Below are 14,604 nucleotides of genomic sequence, written 5' to 3'. Positions count from 1 at the left end.
TCTCGGATAGCGTGCACATATGCGCGCTCTGACAGTGGAAGAGGCCCGGCAACGGGCGACGGACCTTGCCGTGCGGTCGTATCGGGTCGAGTTCGACCTGACCGGACCCGGCGACACCTTCGTGACGACCAGCCGGATCCAGTTCGCGACCGGGACCGGCACGAGCTGGGTCGACGTGAAGCCCGAGCGATTGCTCGCGGTGGAGCTGAACGGCACGGCGCTGGACGTCGGTCTGCTCGCCGAGGGTCGCTTTCCACTGACCGATCTGCAGGACGAGAACGAGCTCGTCGTGACGGCTGAGCTGAAGTACTCCGCGGACGGCGAGGGCCTGCAGCGCAGCGTCGACGCCGCCGACGGCAAGGTCTACACCTACGGCATGTCGTCGCTCGAGTCGGCGCCGCGGTACTTCCCGTGTTTCGACCAGCCGGATCTCAAGGCGCCGTACACGATCACTGTGACGTGCCCCGAGGACTGGGTTGTCCTGGGCAACGGTGCGGCGACGCAGGTCGGCCCGGGGGAGTGGCGGCTGGCCGAGACGAAGCCGCTGTCGACATACTTCGTCACGATCCTCGCCGGGCCGTACCACCTGATCCGCAGCGAGCACGACGGGATCCCACTCGGGCTGGCCTGCCGGCAGACGCTGAAGGAGCACCTGGACCGAGAGGCCGAGGACCTGTTCCGGACCACCGGCGAGGCGTTCGACGAGTACCACCGGATGTTCCGGCAGCGGTACCCGTTCGGTGAGTACTGGCAGGCGTTCGTGCCGGACTTCAACCTCGGCGCGATGGAGAACCCGGGCTGCGTGACGTTCGCCGACCACCTGGTCTTCCGCGGCCCGGTGACCGAGGCGGAACGCAGTACCCGGGCCCGGATCGTCGACCACGAGATGGCGCACATGTGGTTCGGCGACCTGGTCACCATGCAGTGGTGGAACGACATGTGGCTGAACGAGTCGTTCGCGGAGTACATGGCGCACCGGGTCGCGGAGGACGCCACCAGCCACGGCGGCAACTGGACCGACTTCGCCTTCGTCCGCAAGTGGTGGGGCCTGCGCACGGACCAGAGCAGCTCGACCCACCCGGTCGCGCCGGACAGCCTGAAGAACGCCCGCGAGTCGCTCGACGACTTCGACGGGATCTCGTACGCCAAGGGCGCCGCGGTGCTCAAGCAACTGGCGAAGTACCTCGGCGACGACGTGTTCCTGAAGGGTGTGAACGCGCACCTGGAGGCGCACGAGTACGGCAACGCCGACCTGGCCGAGTTCATCGCGAAGCTGACCGAGGCCGGCGCGCAGGACCTGGCCAACTGGTCGGACCAGTGGCTGCGGACGTCCGGTCTGGACACCATCTCGATCGAGCGCACCGCCGACGGAGTCGTCTTGCACCGCAAGAGCCCGGACGGTTCGCGCCGCCCGCACAAGCTGAGCGTCGGTGGGTACGACGCCAACGGCGCGGCCACGATCGTGGACGTGATGCTCGATCAGGACAGCGTGGAAGTTGCGCTGAGCAACGAGTACGCCGTGATCGTGCCGGACGCGAACGACGACACATGGGCGAAGATCCGTCTCGACGCCACGAGTCTGGCCAACCTGCCCGCGGTACTGCCGAAGATCGCCGACGGCACCACCCGCGCGGTGATCTGGAACTCGATCCGCGACTCCACCGCCGACGCCGAGCTCGATCCGCGGCAGGCACTCGACCTGTTCGTCACCGCGATCAAGGACGAGGACAGCGACATCGCCGTCGGCTCGTTGGTGCGCTGGCTGGAGGAGCACGTGCTCGGCGTCTACCTCCCGTACGACGAGTCGCGCGGACCCGTCGCGGATGCCCTGGCTGCGAAGCTGGCGACCGTCGAGCCGGGGAGCAGCCTGCAGCTCGCGACCGTACGCGGCTTCGTCGCGACCACCGACGACGCCGAGCTGCTGAAGTCCTGGCTGGACGGCGTCGAGACTCCGGCCGGCCTGGAGCTCGACCAGGATCTCCGCTGGGAGCTGGTACTGCGGCTCGTCCAGCTGGACGCGTTCGGCGCTGCGGAGATCGACGCCGAGCTGGCGCGCGACACGTCGACCGAGGGCGTCAACCACGCCGCCCGCTGCCGGGCCGCCCTGCCCGCCGGCAAGGAGGCGGCCTGGACGCGGATCATGACAGACCCGGCGATCGGGGTGAAGGAACTGCTCGCCGTGGCCGATGGCTTCTGGCATCCGGGGCAGGCCGCGATCACAGCGCCGTACGTGCAGCGCTACTTCACCGACATCGCAGGCACGGATGCCATCCGGGCCGGCATGGTGATCGGGCTGACCGCGCGCCGGATCGCGCCGAGGTTCGCGATCGACGAGAGCCTGGTCGAGCCGGCCGAGCAGCTCATCGCCGACGAGTCCGTGGTCTCCTCGGTCCGGCGGCAGACGGCCAACTTCCTGGACGACCTGCGCCGGGCGCTCGCGGTCCGGCGTACCTTCGGCTGACCTTCGGCCGCGCGACGATCGTGGGACTGCCCGCAGCACTGCGGGCGGAGGCGACGAAGATCCTGCGGGGCTGGCTGGTCAGCGGACGGTGAGGCGTTCCGCGACGGCCTTGCGGGCCTGGTGAATCCGGGCCTTGACGGTGCCCAGCGGTACGTCGAGTTCGACGGCGATCTCTGCGTACGTGAGGGAGCCGAGGTCGCGCAGGATCAGGGGCTGAACGAGTTGCGGGTGGCTGGACTCGAGGGATTCGAGGGCTTCCAGCAGATCCAGCCGGGAGCCGGCGATCACCGAGGTGGTGCGCGGATCGGCCGACTCGGGCATGAGCTCGGCGGACTGCTCGACCGAGCGCCGCTTCAGCGACCGGTAGGTCTGCCGGGCCTGGTTGGTGGCCACGACGGTGACCCAGCCGACGAAGCTGCCGGTGCCCTTGAAGGTGTGGATCTTGCTGGCCACCTGGAGCAAGGTGTCCTGGGCCGCCTCCTCGGCGTCCTCGTGGTACGGCAGGAACTGGGCCACCCGTCGCTGCACCTGCGGGCGGATCGCCGCCAGGATGGTCGGAAGCACGCTCTGGTCCCCCGCCGCGGCGCGCGCAGCGAGATGTTCCAGATCCTCGTTCATGCTCCCCCAGGGTGGTGTTGGCCGGACAACCCAGCCGTGCACGACAATAGCCGGGATGGATGTCATCGGCAGGTACCGGCTGCAGGACAAAATCGGTGCAGGCGCGTTCGCGACCGTCTGGCGTGGGTACGACGACGACCTCGACGTGGACGTGGCCGTCAAGGTCCTCGCCGACAACTGGGCATCGCGCGCCGACGTCCGCGAGCGGTTCCTGTCCGAGGCACGGCTGATGCGGCGGATCGCCAGCGACCGAGTGGTCCGGGTCTTCGACCTCGGCCGGCTCCCGGACGGACGTCCGTACTTCGTGATGGACTACATCGGCGGTGGCTCATTGGGCGACGTACTGCGGCACGGGCCGCTGGATGTTGTCGATGCCTTGTGGTGGGGCGCAGACCTGGCCCGGGCGGTTGCCGCGTTGCACAGCGAGGGTGTCGTCCATCGCGATGTCACCCCGGCGAACCTCCTGCTCCGACCGAACCAGAGTGGCGAATCCGGTGGCGGTGGTACACATCGGGTCGTCCTGGCCGACCTCGGTCTGGCCAAGCGTGCGGCAGAGGCATCAGGCCTGACCCAGGCCGTCGGTACGCCGTCGTACATGGCGCCTGAGCAAGGGCGCGGGGATGGTGGGTTCGACGAGCGGGCGGACATTTACGCGGTCGGTGCGGTGACCTACGCGCTGATCACCGGGCATCCGCCGTTCTCGTCGTCCTCGATCGGCGAGGTGGTCAACCGCGATCCGGATCTGCCGCCACCAAGTCTCCAATCGCTGCTGCACGACGCGGTAGGCCAGCTCGACGATGTATTCGGGCGAGCGCTCGCGTACCGGGTCACCGATCGCTGGGAGCGCGCCGATGCGCTCGCCGAGCGGTTGGAGGCGGAGGCGTACCGGCTCGAGCAGGAGGCGCCGTTCCGGGCGATGGAGCGGACGAGCATCGCCATCGACGACAAGCTGCCGACGACGGTCGCGACCGATCCGCCGGTACGACGCCGGCGTCGCAATCGGGCATGGTTCCTGCTCTCGCTGCCGGTGGTATTCGTGCTGGCCGGAGTGGGTGGCTGGTTCCTGTTCGGTCAGTGAGACGAGGGGTCCTTCAATCGAGTACGGCTGCTTAGAGTAGTCGCGTGGCTACTTGCCGCAGTGCGATGGTTCTCGGTGTCGCCGTACTCCCTGCGCGTGTCGATCCGGGCCAACTCGTCGTACGTCAGTTCCCGGCTCACCGGCGGGTCCGGTCTGAACTCGACGCCGACCGTCCAGTCGACGGCCGCGTCGCGGTCGCCTGCTACCCCGACCCCAATCCCACGCTCACCCGCACCGAGGTGCACTAGTAGGTGACGGTGATCCGCTGGTTGACCGGGTCGACCCGCGCCTGGCCGCCGTACGGGAGGATCTGCGCCGGGTCGGTGTGCCCGATGTCCAGGCCCTTCACGATGACCGCGGACGGGTTGTACTCCGCGAACGCGCGGTCGACGGCCAGGTATTGGCCGGTGACGTAGGCGACGGACTCCTCCGGCGTGCTGTGGTTCTCGATCGACCAGGACTTCGGACGGCCCCAGAGGACGGCGTCGAACCGCTCGAGCAGACCGCGTTCGCCGAAGTTGCGAAGGATCCGGTAGACGGTCTCGGAGCTCGGCATCTCCTCGCTGGTCTCCAGGAACAGGACGCCGTCGTAGGAGTCCGTCGGCAGCATCCAGCGGTTGACGGACAGTTGCCAGTCGAGGATCTCGAGGCAGCCGCCCCACAACCGCCCGCTGACGGGCCGCGAGCCCTGCCAGGTCCAGCCGGTGCCGGGGAAGAGCGGTGGCTCGGTCTCCAGATTGGCGGGAACGTTCCAGTCGTGGTCGTGATCCGTCCAGCCCTCGGCCGGGGTCAGCTCGAACTCGCCCGGGGTGAAGAGGGCGGCGCGCAACGAGCGCTCCGTGTCCGGGTGCATCGCGCCGCCGCGGCCGAACTGCACCATCACGCTGCCGCCGTGGAAGGCCGGCAAACCCAGCGAATACAGGAAGTTGAGCAGGTTCGTGTTGTCGCTGTACCCGAAGAACGGCTTCGGGTCCGCCTGGAACACCGCGGGATCGAGGTGCTTCAGCACAGTGATCTGGTCCTCGCCGCCGATGGTCGCGATCACCGCGCGGATCGACGGGTCCGACCAAGCCGCGTGCAGATCCGCTGCCCGCTCCTCGGGAGTGGCGCCGAGGACGCGGGTCGTCGGGTACTCGACCGGGATCAGGTCGAAGTCGTCGCGCAGCCGCCGCAGGCCGAGCTCGTAGGGTCCCGGAAAGATCTCCGGCAACCCACGAGACGGTGAGACGATCGCGACCTTGTCACCAGGCTGAAGCATGCGGCGACTGTACGACGCATCCGGCTCGGACGGGACCGATTTACAGGCCGATCGGGTGCCAGACGGTCTTCAGTTCCAGGTACTGCGTGAGCCGCGACAGTCCGGGGGACTCGGTCCAGTCCTCCTCGGCCGGACGCCGTACCCGCTTGAGGTTCTCGGCCGACGCGGCCTCCAGGTCGCGGGCCTCGTCCGCGTCCTCGATGCCGCACAGGTCGATCGCGTTCACGTCCATGTGCGACGCCAGCCACGGGCCGACCTCGGAGGCGGAACCGGTGAGGATGTTGACCACGCCGCCCGGTACGTCGGACGTCGCCATCACCTCGCCCAGCGTCACCGCCGGCAGCGGACGCTCGTACGACGACACCGCGACCACCGTGTTGCCGGAGACGATCGCCGGCGCGATCACACTGGTCAGACCGAGCAGACTGGACTCCTGCGGCGCCAGCACCGCGACCACGCCGGTTGCCTCGGGCAACGAGAAGTCGAAGTACGGGCCCGCCACCGGGTTGCTCGAGCCGACCACCTGGGCGAGCTTGTCGGCCCAGCCGGCGTACCAGACCCAGCGGTCGATCGAGGCGTCCACGACGGCACGGGCCTTGCTGATCGACAAGCCTTCCGACAGTGCGACCTCCGAGCTGAACTGTTCGTGCCGGCCCTCCATCACCTCGGCGATCCGGTAGAGCACCTGGCCGCGGTTGTACGCCGTCCGGCCGGACCAGCCGCCGAACGCCTTGCGGGCCGCGACGACCGCGTCCCGGGCGTCCTTGCGGGAGGCCTGCGACGCGTTCGCCAGGAACTTGCCCTTGGCATTGTTCACCACGTACGACCGGCCGGATTCGCTGCGGGGGAAGGCGCCGCCGATGTAGAGCTTGTACGTCTTGCGCACTTCCAGACGGGTACTGTCCTTAGTGGGCAAGGTAGGCCTCCAGACCGTGGCGGCCGCCCTCGCGGCCGTAGCCCGACTCCTTGTAGCCGCCGAACGGCGAGGTCGGGTCGAAGCGGTTGAACGTGTTGGCCCAGACCACGCCGGCGCGCAGCTGGTTGGCCATCCAGAGGATCCGGGAGCCCTTGTCGGTCCAGATCCCGGCGGACAGCCCGAACGGGGTGTTGTTCGCCTTCTCGACGGCCTCGGCCGGGGTGCGGAACGTCAGCACCGACAGCACCGGGCCGAAGATCTCCTCGCGGGCGATCCGGTGCGCCTGGGACACGCCGGTGAAGACGGTCGGCGGGAACCAGTACCCCTCCGCCGGCAGCTCGCACTCCGGCGACCAGCGCTCGGCGCCCTCGTCCTCGCCGATCTGGGACAGCTCGCGGATCTTGGCCAGCTGGGCGGCGGAGTTGATCGCGCCGATGTCGGTGTTCTTGTCCAGCGGGTCGCCGACGCGCAGCGTGCCCATCCGGCGCTTCAGCCGCGACAGCACCTCGTCGTACACGCTCTCCTGGACCAGCAGCCGCGAGCCGGCGCAGCAGACGTGGCCCTGGTTGAAGAAGATGCCGTTGACGATGCCCTCGATGGTCTGGTCGATCGGCGCGTCCTCGAAGACGATGTTCGCCGCCTTGCCGCCGAGCTCCAGCGTGACCGCCTTGTCCGAGCCCGCGACCGATTTGGCGATCGCCCGGCCGACCTCGGTCGACCCGGTGAACGCGACCTTGTCCACGCCCGGGTGCTCGACCAGCGCCTGACCGGTCCGGCCGGCGCCGGTGACGATGTTCACCACGCCCGGCGGCAGGTCGGCCTGCTGGCAGATCTCCGCGAACGCGAGCGCCGTCAGCGGCGTGGTCTCGGCCGGCTTGAGGATGACGGTGTTTCCCGCGGCCAGGGCCGGCGCGATCTTCCACGCCAGCATCAGCATCGGGAAGTTCCACGGGATCACCTGGCCCGCGACGCCCCACGGCTGCGGGTCCTCGCCGGCACCGGCGTACTCGAGCTTGTCCGCCCAGCCCGCGTAGTAGAAGAAGTGCGCGGCCACCAGTGGGATGTCGACGTCCCGCGACTCGCGGATCGGCTTGCCGTTGTCCAGTGACTCCAGCACTGCCAGCTCGCGGGAACGCTCCTGGATCAGCCGGGCGATCCGGAACAGGTACTTCGCCCGGTCCCGGCCGGACATCGGGCCCCAGACCTTCTCGAACGCCTTCCGGGCCGCCTTGACCGCCTTGTCGACGTCCGCCGGTCCGGCCTCGCTGATCTCGGCGAGCACTTCCTCCGACGACGGGCTGACGGTCTTGAACGGCTTGCCGTCCGTCGCCTCGACGAACTGGCCGTTGACGAACAGCCCGTACGACGACTTGATGTCGACGATGGCCCGGGACTCCGGGGCCGGTGCGTACTCGAATCTGCTCATGCCTCAGTCCAGCGTGAAGTAGTCGGGTCCGGGGTAGTGCCCGGTGGCCAGCTTGGTGCGTTGCATCAGCAGGTCGTTCAGCAGGCTGGACGCCCCGAAGCGGAACAGCTCCGGGTCCAGCCAGTCCGGTCCGGCGGTCTCGTTGACCGTGACCAGGTACTTGATCGCGTCCTTCGCGGTCCGGATGCCGCCGGCCGGCTTGACGCCGATGTGCAGGCCGGTGGACTCGTGGTAGTCGCGGACCGCCTCCAGCATCACCAGCGTCACCGGCAGGGTGGCCGCGGGGGACACCTTCCCGGTGGAGGTCTTGATGAAGTCCGCACCGGCCAGCATCGCCAGCCAGGACGCGCGCCGGACGTTGTCGTAGGTGACCAGCTCACCGGTCTCCAGGATCACCTTCAGATGCGCGTCGCCGGCCGCCTCACGGATCGCGGCGATCTCGTCGAAAACCAGGCCGTACCGCCCGGACAGGAAGGCACCGCGGTCGATCACCATGTCGACCTGGTCGGCGCCGGCCGCGACCGCGTCCTTGGTGTCCTGGATCTTGATCGGCAGGCTGGAACGCCCACTGGGGAAGGCGGTTGCGACACTCGCCACCTTGACGTCGGAGCCGCGCAATTCATGCTTGGCGGTGGCCACCAGGTCCGGGTAGACGCACACCGCGGCGACCTGCGGGGCGGTCGAGTCGGCCGGGTCCGGCCGCATCGCCTTCGCGCACAGCGCCCGTATCTTGCCGGGGGTGTCCTGGCCCTCCAGCGTGGTCAGGTCGATCATCCGGATGGCCAGGTCCAGCGCGTACGCCTTCGCGGTGGTCTTGATCGACCGCGTGCCCAGGGTGGCGGCCCTGGCCTCGGCGCCGACCTGGTCGACGCCCGGCAGGCCGAGCAGGAACCGGCGCAGCCGGTCCTCGGACGAGGTCACGTCGGCCAAGGAGTCGACGCCGCTGTCGAGTGTGGTCACTTCGGCAGTCTAGTGCGGATCCGGACAGCCAGCGTCGGCCGTGGGGACGTACTGGTCCTATGCCTGCTACCGGTCGCCGGTTAGTTTGTGCGGGTGAAGTCGAAGTCCTCCGAGAGCGAGCAGTACCTGTCCGCGTCGAACCGGATCACCGGGGTGGTGGTGATGGTGATCGGCGCGGTCGGCCTGCTGGACATCGTGCTGGAGTGGCGGACCGCCACCGGCGTACTGGTCGGCAGCCTGATCGGCATCCTGATGGTGCTGGCGTACGTCGGTCTGATCCGGCCGTCGGTCACCCTCAGCCCCGAGCACCTGCTGCTGCGTAACCACCTGCGCGACCATCTGATCCCGTGGGCGAAGGTGACCGGCGTCGACGTGGCCGACATCCTGCGCGTGCACACTGCCGACAACCGGCTGCGTGCTCCCGGCGTCCAACTCGTCATGCGCGATCTCAGGAAGCAGCGGGTCGGCGGGCGCAAGCTGGCGGCCGACAGTTCGATCTCCCGCGCCGACTTCGTGGTCGGCCGGATCGAGACCTACATGAGCCAGTACTCCGGACAGTCCGACGGCGGGGTGGTGACCACCTGGGCCCGGCCGGAGCTGACCATCGCCGGTGTTCTCGCGGCCATCGCCATCGTGGCCGCCTTCTTCCGCTGACCGGGGCGTTCCGATGCCGTTTCTGTCACGCCGCCTCTTGCTGCGCACCGGCGCCGCCGCCACGATCGCCGGCGTCGCCGCGGTCGCCGGTCTGGAGACCGGTGCGATCCCGGGCCGCGCGAAGGTGCACGACGTCCTCGGGCTGAGCGGCCCGGACGGCGTCGTACCCGATGTGCCGCCTGGTCCGGTGGAGTCCGGGACGTTCGAGTCCGCTGCCCGGCGTACAACGGTGGGCTACAGCATCATCCGACCACACGAGTCGTCCGCGGAACTGCCCGTCGTACTGGCGCTGCATGGGCGCGGTGGGGATCACACGTCCGCGATCGGCGATCTCGGGATGGACCGCTACCTGACCGCGGCGATGCGGTCCGGTACGCCGCCGTTCGCGGTGGCGACCGTGGACGGGGGACGGGACAACTACTGGCATCCGCGCGCCACCGGGGACGATCCACTGCGGATGCTGTCCGCGGAATTCCTGCCCCTGCTGGCGAAACGCGGACTGCACGTCGACCGGGTCGGCGTACTCGGCTGGTCGATGGGTGGGTACGGCGCTCTGCTGTGGGGCGGACGATCCGCGGTCGCCATCGGTGCGATGAGCCCCGCGTTGTGGCGCCGGTACGACGAAGACGTGGCGGACGGCGCGTTCGACGGGGCAGACGACTTCGAGCAGCACCAGGTCTTCGGCCGTCCCCTCGAGAATGTTGCCGTGCGCATCGATTGTGGCCGGGACGATCCGTTCGCCGACGCGGCGGGGGACTTGCGCCGGGAGTTGCACGCGGCCGGTGGACAGCAGGCCGGTGCGCACACCGGTGGATACTGGCGCCGGCTGCTGCCGGAGCAGTTGCGCTTCCTCGGCGAGAAACTCGCCCCCTGACCGGAAAGACGGTCGGAACACCGCCTCCGGGGCGGTCGCCTGACCAAACTGTGCCGTAGCCTGCAGTGGAACGTAACTCGGCCGCCTGGTACGCGTTGGCGTACCGGGCGGCTGTTGCGTTTTGCCGACACCTACACGATCTGCGATCGTGTGGTTACTTGTTTCAGGTCCGCACGCCTTACAGTTCCAAGTCGAGCGTCGAACGGCAGGAGTCAAGGACAGTGAACTACGACGAGTTCAACACCGAGTACGCCAAGGTGCTGGACAAGATCAAGAGCGGCAGGAGCACCTGGTCGGAGCTGTCGGGTCATGTCACCCGGCTGCGTCAGGCGACCGCCGGGATCACCGTGCCGATGGAGCGGACCCAGGTCGACCACGACCTGGCCGCACTGAGCCAGATGGTCGACATGTCCCGGCGGACCAACGACAAGGAGGACGTCTGGACGGTCACGTCCGACGCGATCCGCAAGGCCAGCAGCCAGGAGGGCTCGGTCGCCGACCGGATCGCCCGAATCGAGGCGAGCATCAACGAGATCGCCAGCCTCGCCAACCGGAACCCGGACGAGCGCGACGCGCTGATGCAGTCGACCAGCACGCTGCGGATCCTGCACGCATCGCTGCAGAGCTCGCTGCGCGCCGAAGAGGCCGACGCCGCGGCTGCGGCTCGCTGACCTGCCCCGGAACCACCCGCCAGGTGTTCTGGTCCGTCAGCCGCTGAAGCTCCGCTCCAGCGGCTGACCACTCACGCGTTCTACAGCCCCAGTGCGGTGGAGAGCGTCTGCTTGATGCCGGTCAGGTTCTTCGCTGCCTGGCTCCGGGCGCTCGAGACATCCGAATCCGCCACCGGCACGACCACTTCCAGGTAGCACTTCAGCTTCGGCTCCGTACCCGACGGCCGCACCACCACCCGAGCTCCCTCGGACAGCGTGTAGCGAAGCCCGTCAGTCGGCGGGAGCGTCTCCGAGCCCAGGCTCAGATCGTCGATCCGCTCGACCGTGTACCTGCCCAGCGACGTGGGCGGGACGGCTCGCAGCCGCTCCATCGCGGCGCCGATCAGCGACAGGTCCTCGACCCGCACGGACAGTTGGTCCGTGGCGTGCAAGCCGTACCCGAGCGCCAGATCGTCCAGCAGATCCAGCAGAGTGCGCCCCTCGGCCTTCGCCGCGGCGGCCATGTGCAGGACCCGGATCAGTGTCGAGATCCCGTCCTTGTCCTTCACGGCGGTCGGATCCACGCAGTACCCGAGCGCCTCCTCGTAACCGAAGACGAGCTCCGGGACCCGCCCGATCCACTTGAACCCGGTCAGCGTCTCGACGTACCGGACGCCGTACGACGCGGCGATCTTGCCGAGCAGCGACGACGAGACGATCGAGCACGCGGCGACCCCATCGGGCCGCGGCGACAGCAGGAACTCACCGAGCAGCGCGCCGAGCTCGTCCCCACGCAGCATCCGCCAGCCGCCGTCGGCCGCCGGATCGGGTACGGCGACCGCACACCGGTCGGCATCGGGATCGTTGGCCACCGCGATGTCCGCGTCCACGGCCCGGGCCAGCTCCAGGGCCGCGTCGATCGCTCCCGGCTCCTCCGGGTTCGGGAACGACACGGTCGGGAAGTCCGGATCCGGGTCCGCCTGCGCCGCCACCACCGCCGGTGCGGCGAACCCGGCGCGGGCGATCGCGTCCTCGGCCAGGGTCCGTCCGACGCCGTGGAGTGGCGTGTAGGCGACCTTCAGCTCCCGGGGTGCGTCGGCCGGCACCAGCGTGGCGATGCGGTCCAGGTAGGCGTTGAGGAGCTCGTCGCCGATGGTCTGCCAGTCGTCTCCTCGCGGCACCGAGTCCAGCCGGCCGACCGCCGCGATGGCCGCCGCGATCTCCGCGTCCGCGGGCGGCACGATCTGCGAGCCGTCGCCCAGGTAGACCTTGTACCCGTTGTCCTGCGGCGGATTGTGCGACGCGGTGACGACGACGCCGGCCACGGCCTTGAGATGCGTGATTCCGAAGGCAACCACCGGCGTCGGCGTGTGCTGGTCCAGCAGGACGGCCTCCAGGCCGGCACCCCGGACCACGGCCGCCGTGTCCTGCGCGAACACGTCGGACTTGTGGCGGGCGTCGTACCCGATCAGGACCGGGCCGTCGGTGCGGCCCTTGTCCTTCAGGTAGGCGCAGAGGCCGGCGGCGGCGCGGATCACGACGACCCGGTTCATCCGGTTCGGTCCCGCGGCGACGGCGCCGCGGAGCCCCGCCGTACCGAACTCGAGGGTGCCGGCGAAGCGGTCGGCCAGCTCGTCGGCGGCCTCGGCGGAGCCGTCGGCCAGCAACTGCCGCAGTTCGGCGCGCGTGTCGGGGTCGGGATCTTCGCTCAGCCAGGCTTCGGCGGCTGCCCTGAGGTCATCGTTGACGGTCACCACCGCACGATAACCGGCCTACGGGCTCCGAGGTCGGGTCTGGCGGTCCCGCGCCTACTGCGCGGGACCACCAGACCCGACCTAATGGCCGGACGACTGGCAGGGGCGGGCGCGGAGGTCGGCGACGTAGTCGTCCGGGGCGCCCGCGGCCTCGGCCGCCTCGGCGAGGATGCCCAGGTAGCGGGCGGACGGCAGGCCGCCCTCGTAGGCGTTCAGGACGTACATCCAGGCCAGTTGCTCGCCGTCCAGGCTCTGCACCCGCACCTGGATCTTGCGGTAGATGCCCTGGTCGATCGCCTCCCACTCGTCCAGTCGCTCGACGTCCTTGGGGTGGATGTCGTACAGCGCCACGAAGACCTGGTTGGCCGGGTCGGCCGGGTCCTCGACGACGGTGGCCATGGCGCCCTCCCAGCCCAGCTCCTCGCCGCCGAAGGTGAGGCGCCAGCCGGTGATCCAGCCGGTCCCGCGCAGGGGCGAGTACGGGCACCGCTCGGCCATCAGGTTCGGGTCCAGATTCGACGCAAACGCGGCGTACAGGGTCACGACGACACAGGATACGGAACAATGGCCTCCCGTGGCGCGAGTTGTGATCATCGGAGGCGGTCCCGGCGGGTACGAAGCGGCCAGTGCGGCTGCCCAACTGGGAGCGGAGGTGACACTTGTCGATTCCGACGGGATCGGCGGATCCGGCGTGCTCACCGACGCAGTCCCGAGCAAGACGCTGATCGCCACCGCCGAGGTGATGACCGAGGTGGAGGAGGCCGGTGAACTGGGTGTCCGGCTGGATGACGGTGACGAGGATCCGGCGAACTCGGTGCGGGTCGATCTGTCCGTCGTCAACCAGCGCGTGAAGGCGCTGGCGACGGCCCAGGGCAAGGGCATCGAGCGCCGGCTGGAGCGCGACAAGATCCGGGTGATCAAGGGTCGCGGCCGGCTGGACGGCCCCGAGACCGTGGTCGTCGGCAACGAACGGCTGGACGCGGACGTCGTTCTGATCGCCACTGGTGCAAGGCCGCGCATCCTGAAGGGCTCGGAGCCGGACGGCGAGCGGATCCTGACCTGGGAGCAGGTCTACGAGCTCGAGGAGTTGCCGGAGCGACTGATCGTGGTCGGTTCCGGCGTCACCGGCGCGGAATTCGCGAGCGCGTACGACGCCCTGGGGAGCGACGTCGTCCTGGTGTCGTCGCGGGACCGGGTGCTCCCCGGTGAGGATGCCGACGCGGCCGCCGTACTGGAGGACGTGTTCAAGCGGCGTGGGCTGACAGTCCTGGGCAAGTCCCGGGCCGAGTCGGTCAAGCGGCACGGCGACGGCGTCGTGGTGACCCTGACCGACGGCCGGACGGTGGAGGGTTCGCACGCGTTGCTCGCGGTCGGATCGCTGCCGAACACCGACGACATGGGACTGGTCGAGTCGGGCGTGTCGCTCGGCGACGGCGGCTTCGTCACGGTCGACCGGGTGTCCCGGACGACGGCCCGTGGCGTCTACGCGGCCGGTGACTGCACCGGCGTACTCATGCTCGCCTCGGTCGCCGCCATGCAGGGCCGGATCGCGATGTCGCACGCGCTCGGCGACGCGGTCTCCCCGCTGGACCAGTCGACCGTGTCGTCGAACGTCTTCACTGCGCCCGAGATCGCCACGGTCGGCCTGACCCAGGCGGTCTTCGACGCCGGCGGCAGTACGGCGATGGTCGTGAAGGTGCCGCTGGCCGACAACGCCCGGGCCAAGATGCAGGGTGTCCGGGACGGTTTCGTGAAGCTGTTCTGCCTGCCGAACACGGGCATCGTGGTCGGCGGCGTCGTCGTCGCGCCACGGGCCAGTGAGCTCATCCACCCGATCTCACTGGCCGTCGGCACCCGCCTGACCGTCGATCAGGTCGCCCAGTCCTTCACCGTCTACCCCTCCATCACCGGCTCCATCGCCGAAGCCGCCCGCCGCCTCCACCTCCGCAGCTGAC

The 14,604-nt window shown here is 69.3% G+C and carries 14 protein-coding genes; 7 read left to right on the top strand and 7 right to left on the bottom strand.

Going from position 1 to position 14,604, the window contains the following annotated elements; all coding sequences use genetic code 11:
- Window positions 1-19 precede the first annotated feature (19 nt).
- Window positions 20-2,461, top strand: coding sequence for an aminopeptidase N (gene pepN, locus OG817_RS30260; protein ID WP_406047975.1), 2,442 nt, complete (start codon window positions 20-22; stop codon window positions 2,459-2,461).
- A gap of 78 nt (window positions 2,462-2,539) precedes the next feature.
- Here the strand turns inward: pepN and OG817_RS30255 are convergent, their stop codons facing one another.
- The gene (locus OG817_RS30255) at window positions 2,540-3,079 is read right to left on the bottom strand and encodes an RNA polymerase sigma factor (protein ID WP_406047973.1); all 540 of its coding nucleotides are present in this window, start codon (window positions 3,077-3,079) and stop codon (window positions 2,540-2,542) included.
- A 55-nt stretch (window positions 3,080-3,134) separates the two neighbouring features.
- Between OG817_RS30255 and OG817_RS30250 the strand changes: the two genes are divergently transcribed.
- Both OG817_RS30250 and OG817_RS30245 read left to right on the top strand, forming a co-directional pair.
- On the top strand, window positions 3,135-4,157 hold the full coding sequence (locus tag OG817_RS30250) for a serine/threonine-protein kinase (RefSeq protein ID WP_406047971.1): 1,023 nt from the start codon (window positions 3,135-3,137) through the stop codon (window positions 4,155-4,157).
- Between the two features lie 44 nt (window positions 4,158-4,201).
- On the top strand, window positions 4,202-4,405 hold the full coding sequence (locus tag OG817_RS30245; protein WP_406047969.1) for a hypothetical protein: 204 nt from the start codon (window positions 4,202-4,204) through the stop codon (window positions 4,403-4,405).
- Here the strand turns inward: OG817_RS30245 and OG817_RS30240 are convergent.
- The 4 genes from OG817_RS30240 to deoC are packed head-to-tail and all read right to left on the bottom strand — an operon-like array spanning window position 4,402 to window position 8,717.
- Window positions 4,402-5,415 carry a S66 peptidase family protein gene (locus tag OG817_RS30240; protein WP_406047967.1) on the bottom strand — a complete coding sequence of 338 codons (1,014 nt, stop codon included), beginning with the start codon at window positions 5,413-5,415 and terminating at the stop codon, window positions 4,402-4,404. The two genes, OG817_RS30245 and OG817_RS30240, sit on opposite strands and share 4 nt — an antisense overlap.
- 40 nt (window positions 5,416-5,455) lie before the next feature.
- The gene (locus OG817_RS30235; RefSeq protein ID WP_406047965.1) at window positions 5,456-6,301 is read right to left on the bottom strand and encodes an aldehyde dehydrogenase family protein; all 846 of its coding nucleotides are present in this window, start codon (window positions 6,299-6,301) and stop codon (window positions 5,456-5,458) included.
- Window positions 6,302-6,320: 19 nt separating this feature from the next.
- On the bottom strand, window positions 6,321-7,757 hold the full coding sequence (locus tag OG817_RS30230; RefSeq protein ID WP_396391840.1) for an aldehyde dehydrogenase family protein: 1,437 nt from the start codon (window positions 7,755-7,757) through the stop codon (window positions 6,321-6,323).
- 3 nt (window positions 7,758-7,760) lie between these two features.
- Window positions 7,761-8,717: a deoxyribose-phosphate aldolase gene (gene deoC, locus OG817_RS30225; protein ID WP_406047963.1), complete on the bottom strand. Its 957-nt coding sequence runs from the start codon at window positions 8,715-8,717 to the stop codon at window positions 7,761-7,763.
- 93 nt (window positions 8,718-8,810) lie between these two features.
- Here deoC and OG817_RS30220 point away from each other — a divergent pair, with 93 nt between their 5' ends.
- The 3 genes from OG817_RS30220 to OG817_RS30210 all read left to right on the top strand — a co-directional run bounded on the left by OG817_RS30220 (window position 8,811) and on the right by OG817_RS30210 (window position 10,916).
- Complete coding sequence (locus OG817_RS30220) at window positions 8,811-9,371, top strand: PH domain-containing protein (RefSeq protein WP_406047961.1); 561 nt, start codon at window positions 8,811-8,813, stop codon at window positions 9,369-9,371.
- A 13-nt stretch (window positions 9,372-9,384) separates the two neighbouring features.
- Window positions 9,385-10,245, top strand: a complete 861-nt coding sequence (locus tag OG817_RS30215; protein WP_406047960.1) for an alpha/beta hydrolase — start codon at window positions 9,385-9,387, stop codon at window positions 10,243-10,245.
- Window positions 10,246-10,466: 221 nt separating this feature from the next.
- Complete coding sequence (locus tag OG817_RS30210; RefSeq protein WP_396391844.1) at window positions 10,467-10,916, top strand: hypothetical protein; 450 nt, start codon at window positions 10,467-10,469, stop codon at window positions 10,914-10,916.
- Between the two features lie 80 nt (window positions 10,917-10,996).
- Here the strand turns inward: OG817_RS30210 and OG817_RS30205 are convergent, their stop codons facing one another.
- Window positions 10,997-12,652, bottom strand: coding sequence for a phospho-sugar mutase (locus tag OG817_RS30205; protein ID WP_406047958.1), 1,656 nt, complete (start codon window positions 12,650-12,652; stop codon window positions 10,997-10,999).
- Window positions 12,653-12,730: 78 nt separating this feature from the next.
- Window positions 12,731-13,192, bottom strand: coding sequence for a gamma-glutamylcyclotransferase (locus tag OG817_RS30200; RefSeq protein ID WP_396391846.1), 462 nt, complete (start codon window positions 13,190-13,192; stop codon window positions 12,731-12,733).
- A 31-nt stretch (window positions 13,193-13,223) separates the two neighbouring features.
- Here OG817_RS30200 and OG817_RS30195 point away from each other — a divergent pair, with 31 nt between their 5' ends.
- Window positions 13,224-14,603: an NAD(P)H-quinone dehydrogenase gene (locus tag OG817_RS30195; protein ID WP_360438633.1), complete on the top strand. Its 1,380-nt coding sequence runs from the start codon at window positions 13,224-13,226 to the stop codon at window positions 14,601-14,603.
- Window position 14,604 lies beyond the last annotated feature (1 nt).

Origin of the sequence: Kribbella sp. NBC_00889 (assembly GCF_045207705.1) — a bacterium.
Lineage (GTDB): Bacteria > Actinomycetota > Actinomycetes > Propionibacteriales > Kribbellaceae > Kribbella.
Note: the sequence above shows the minus strand (reverse complement) of the source record. Positions and strands in the feature narration are given on the sequence as shown.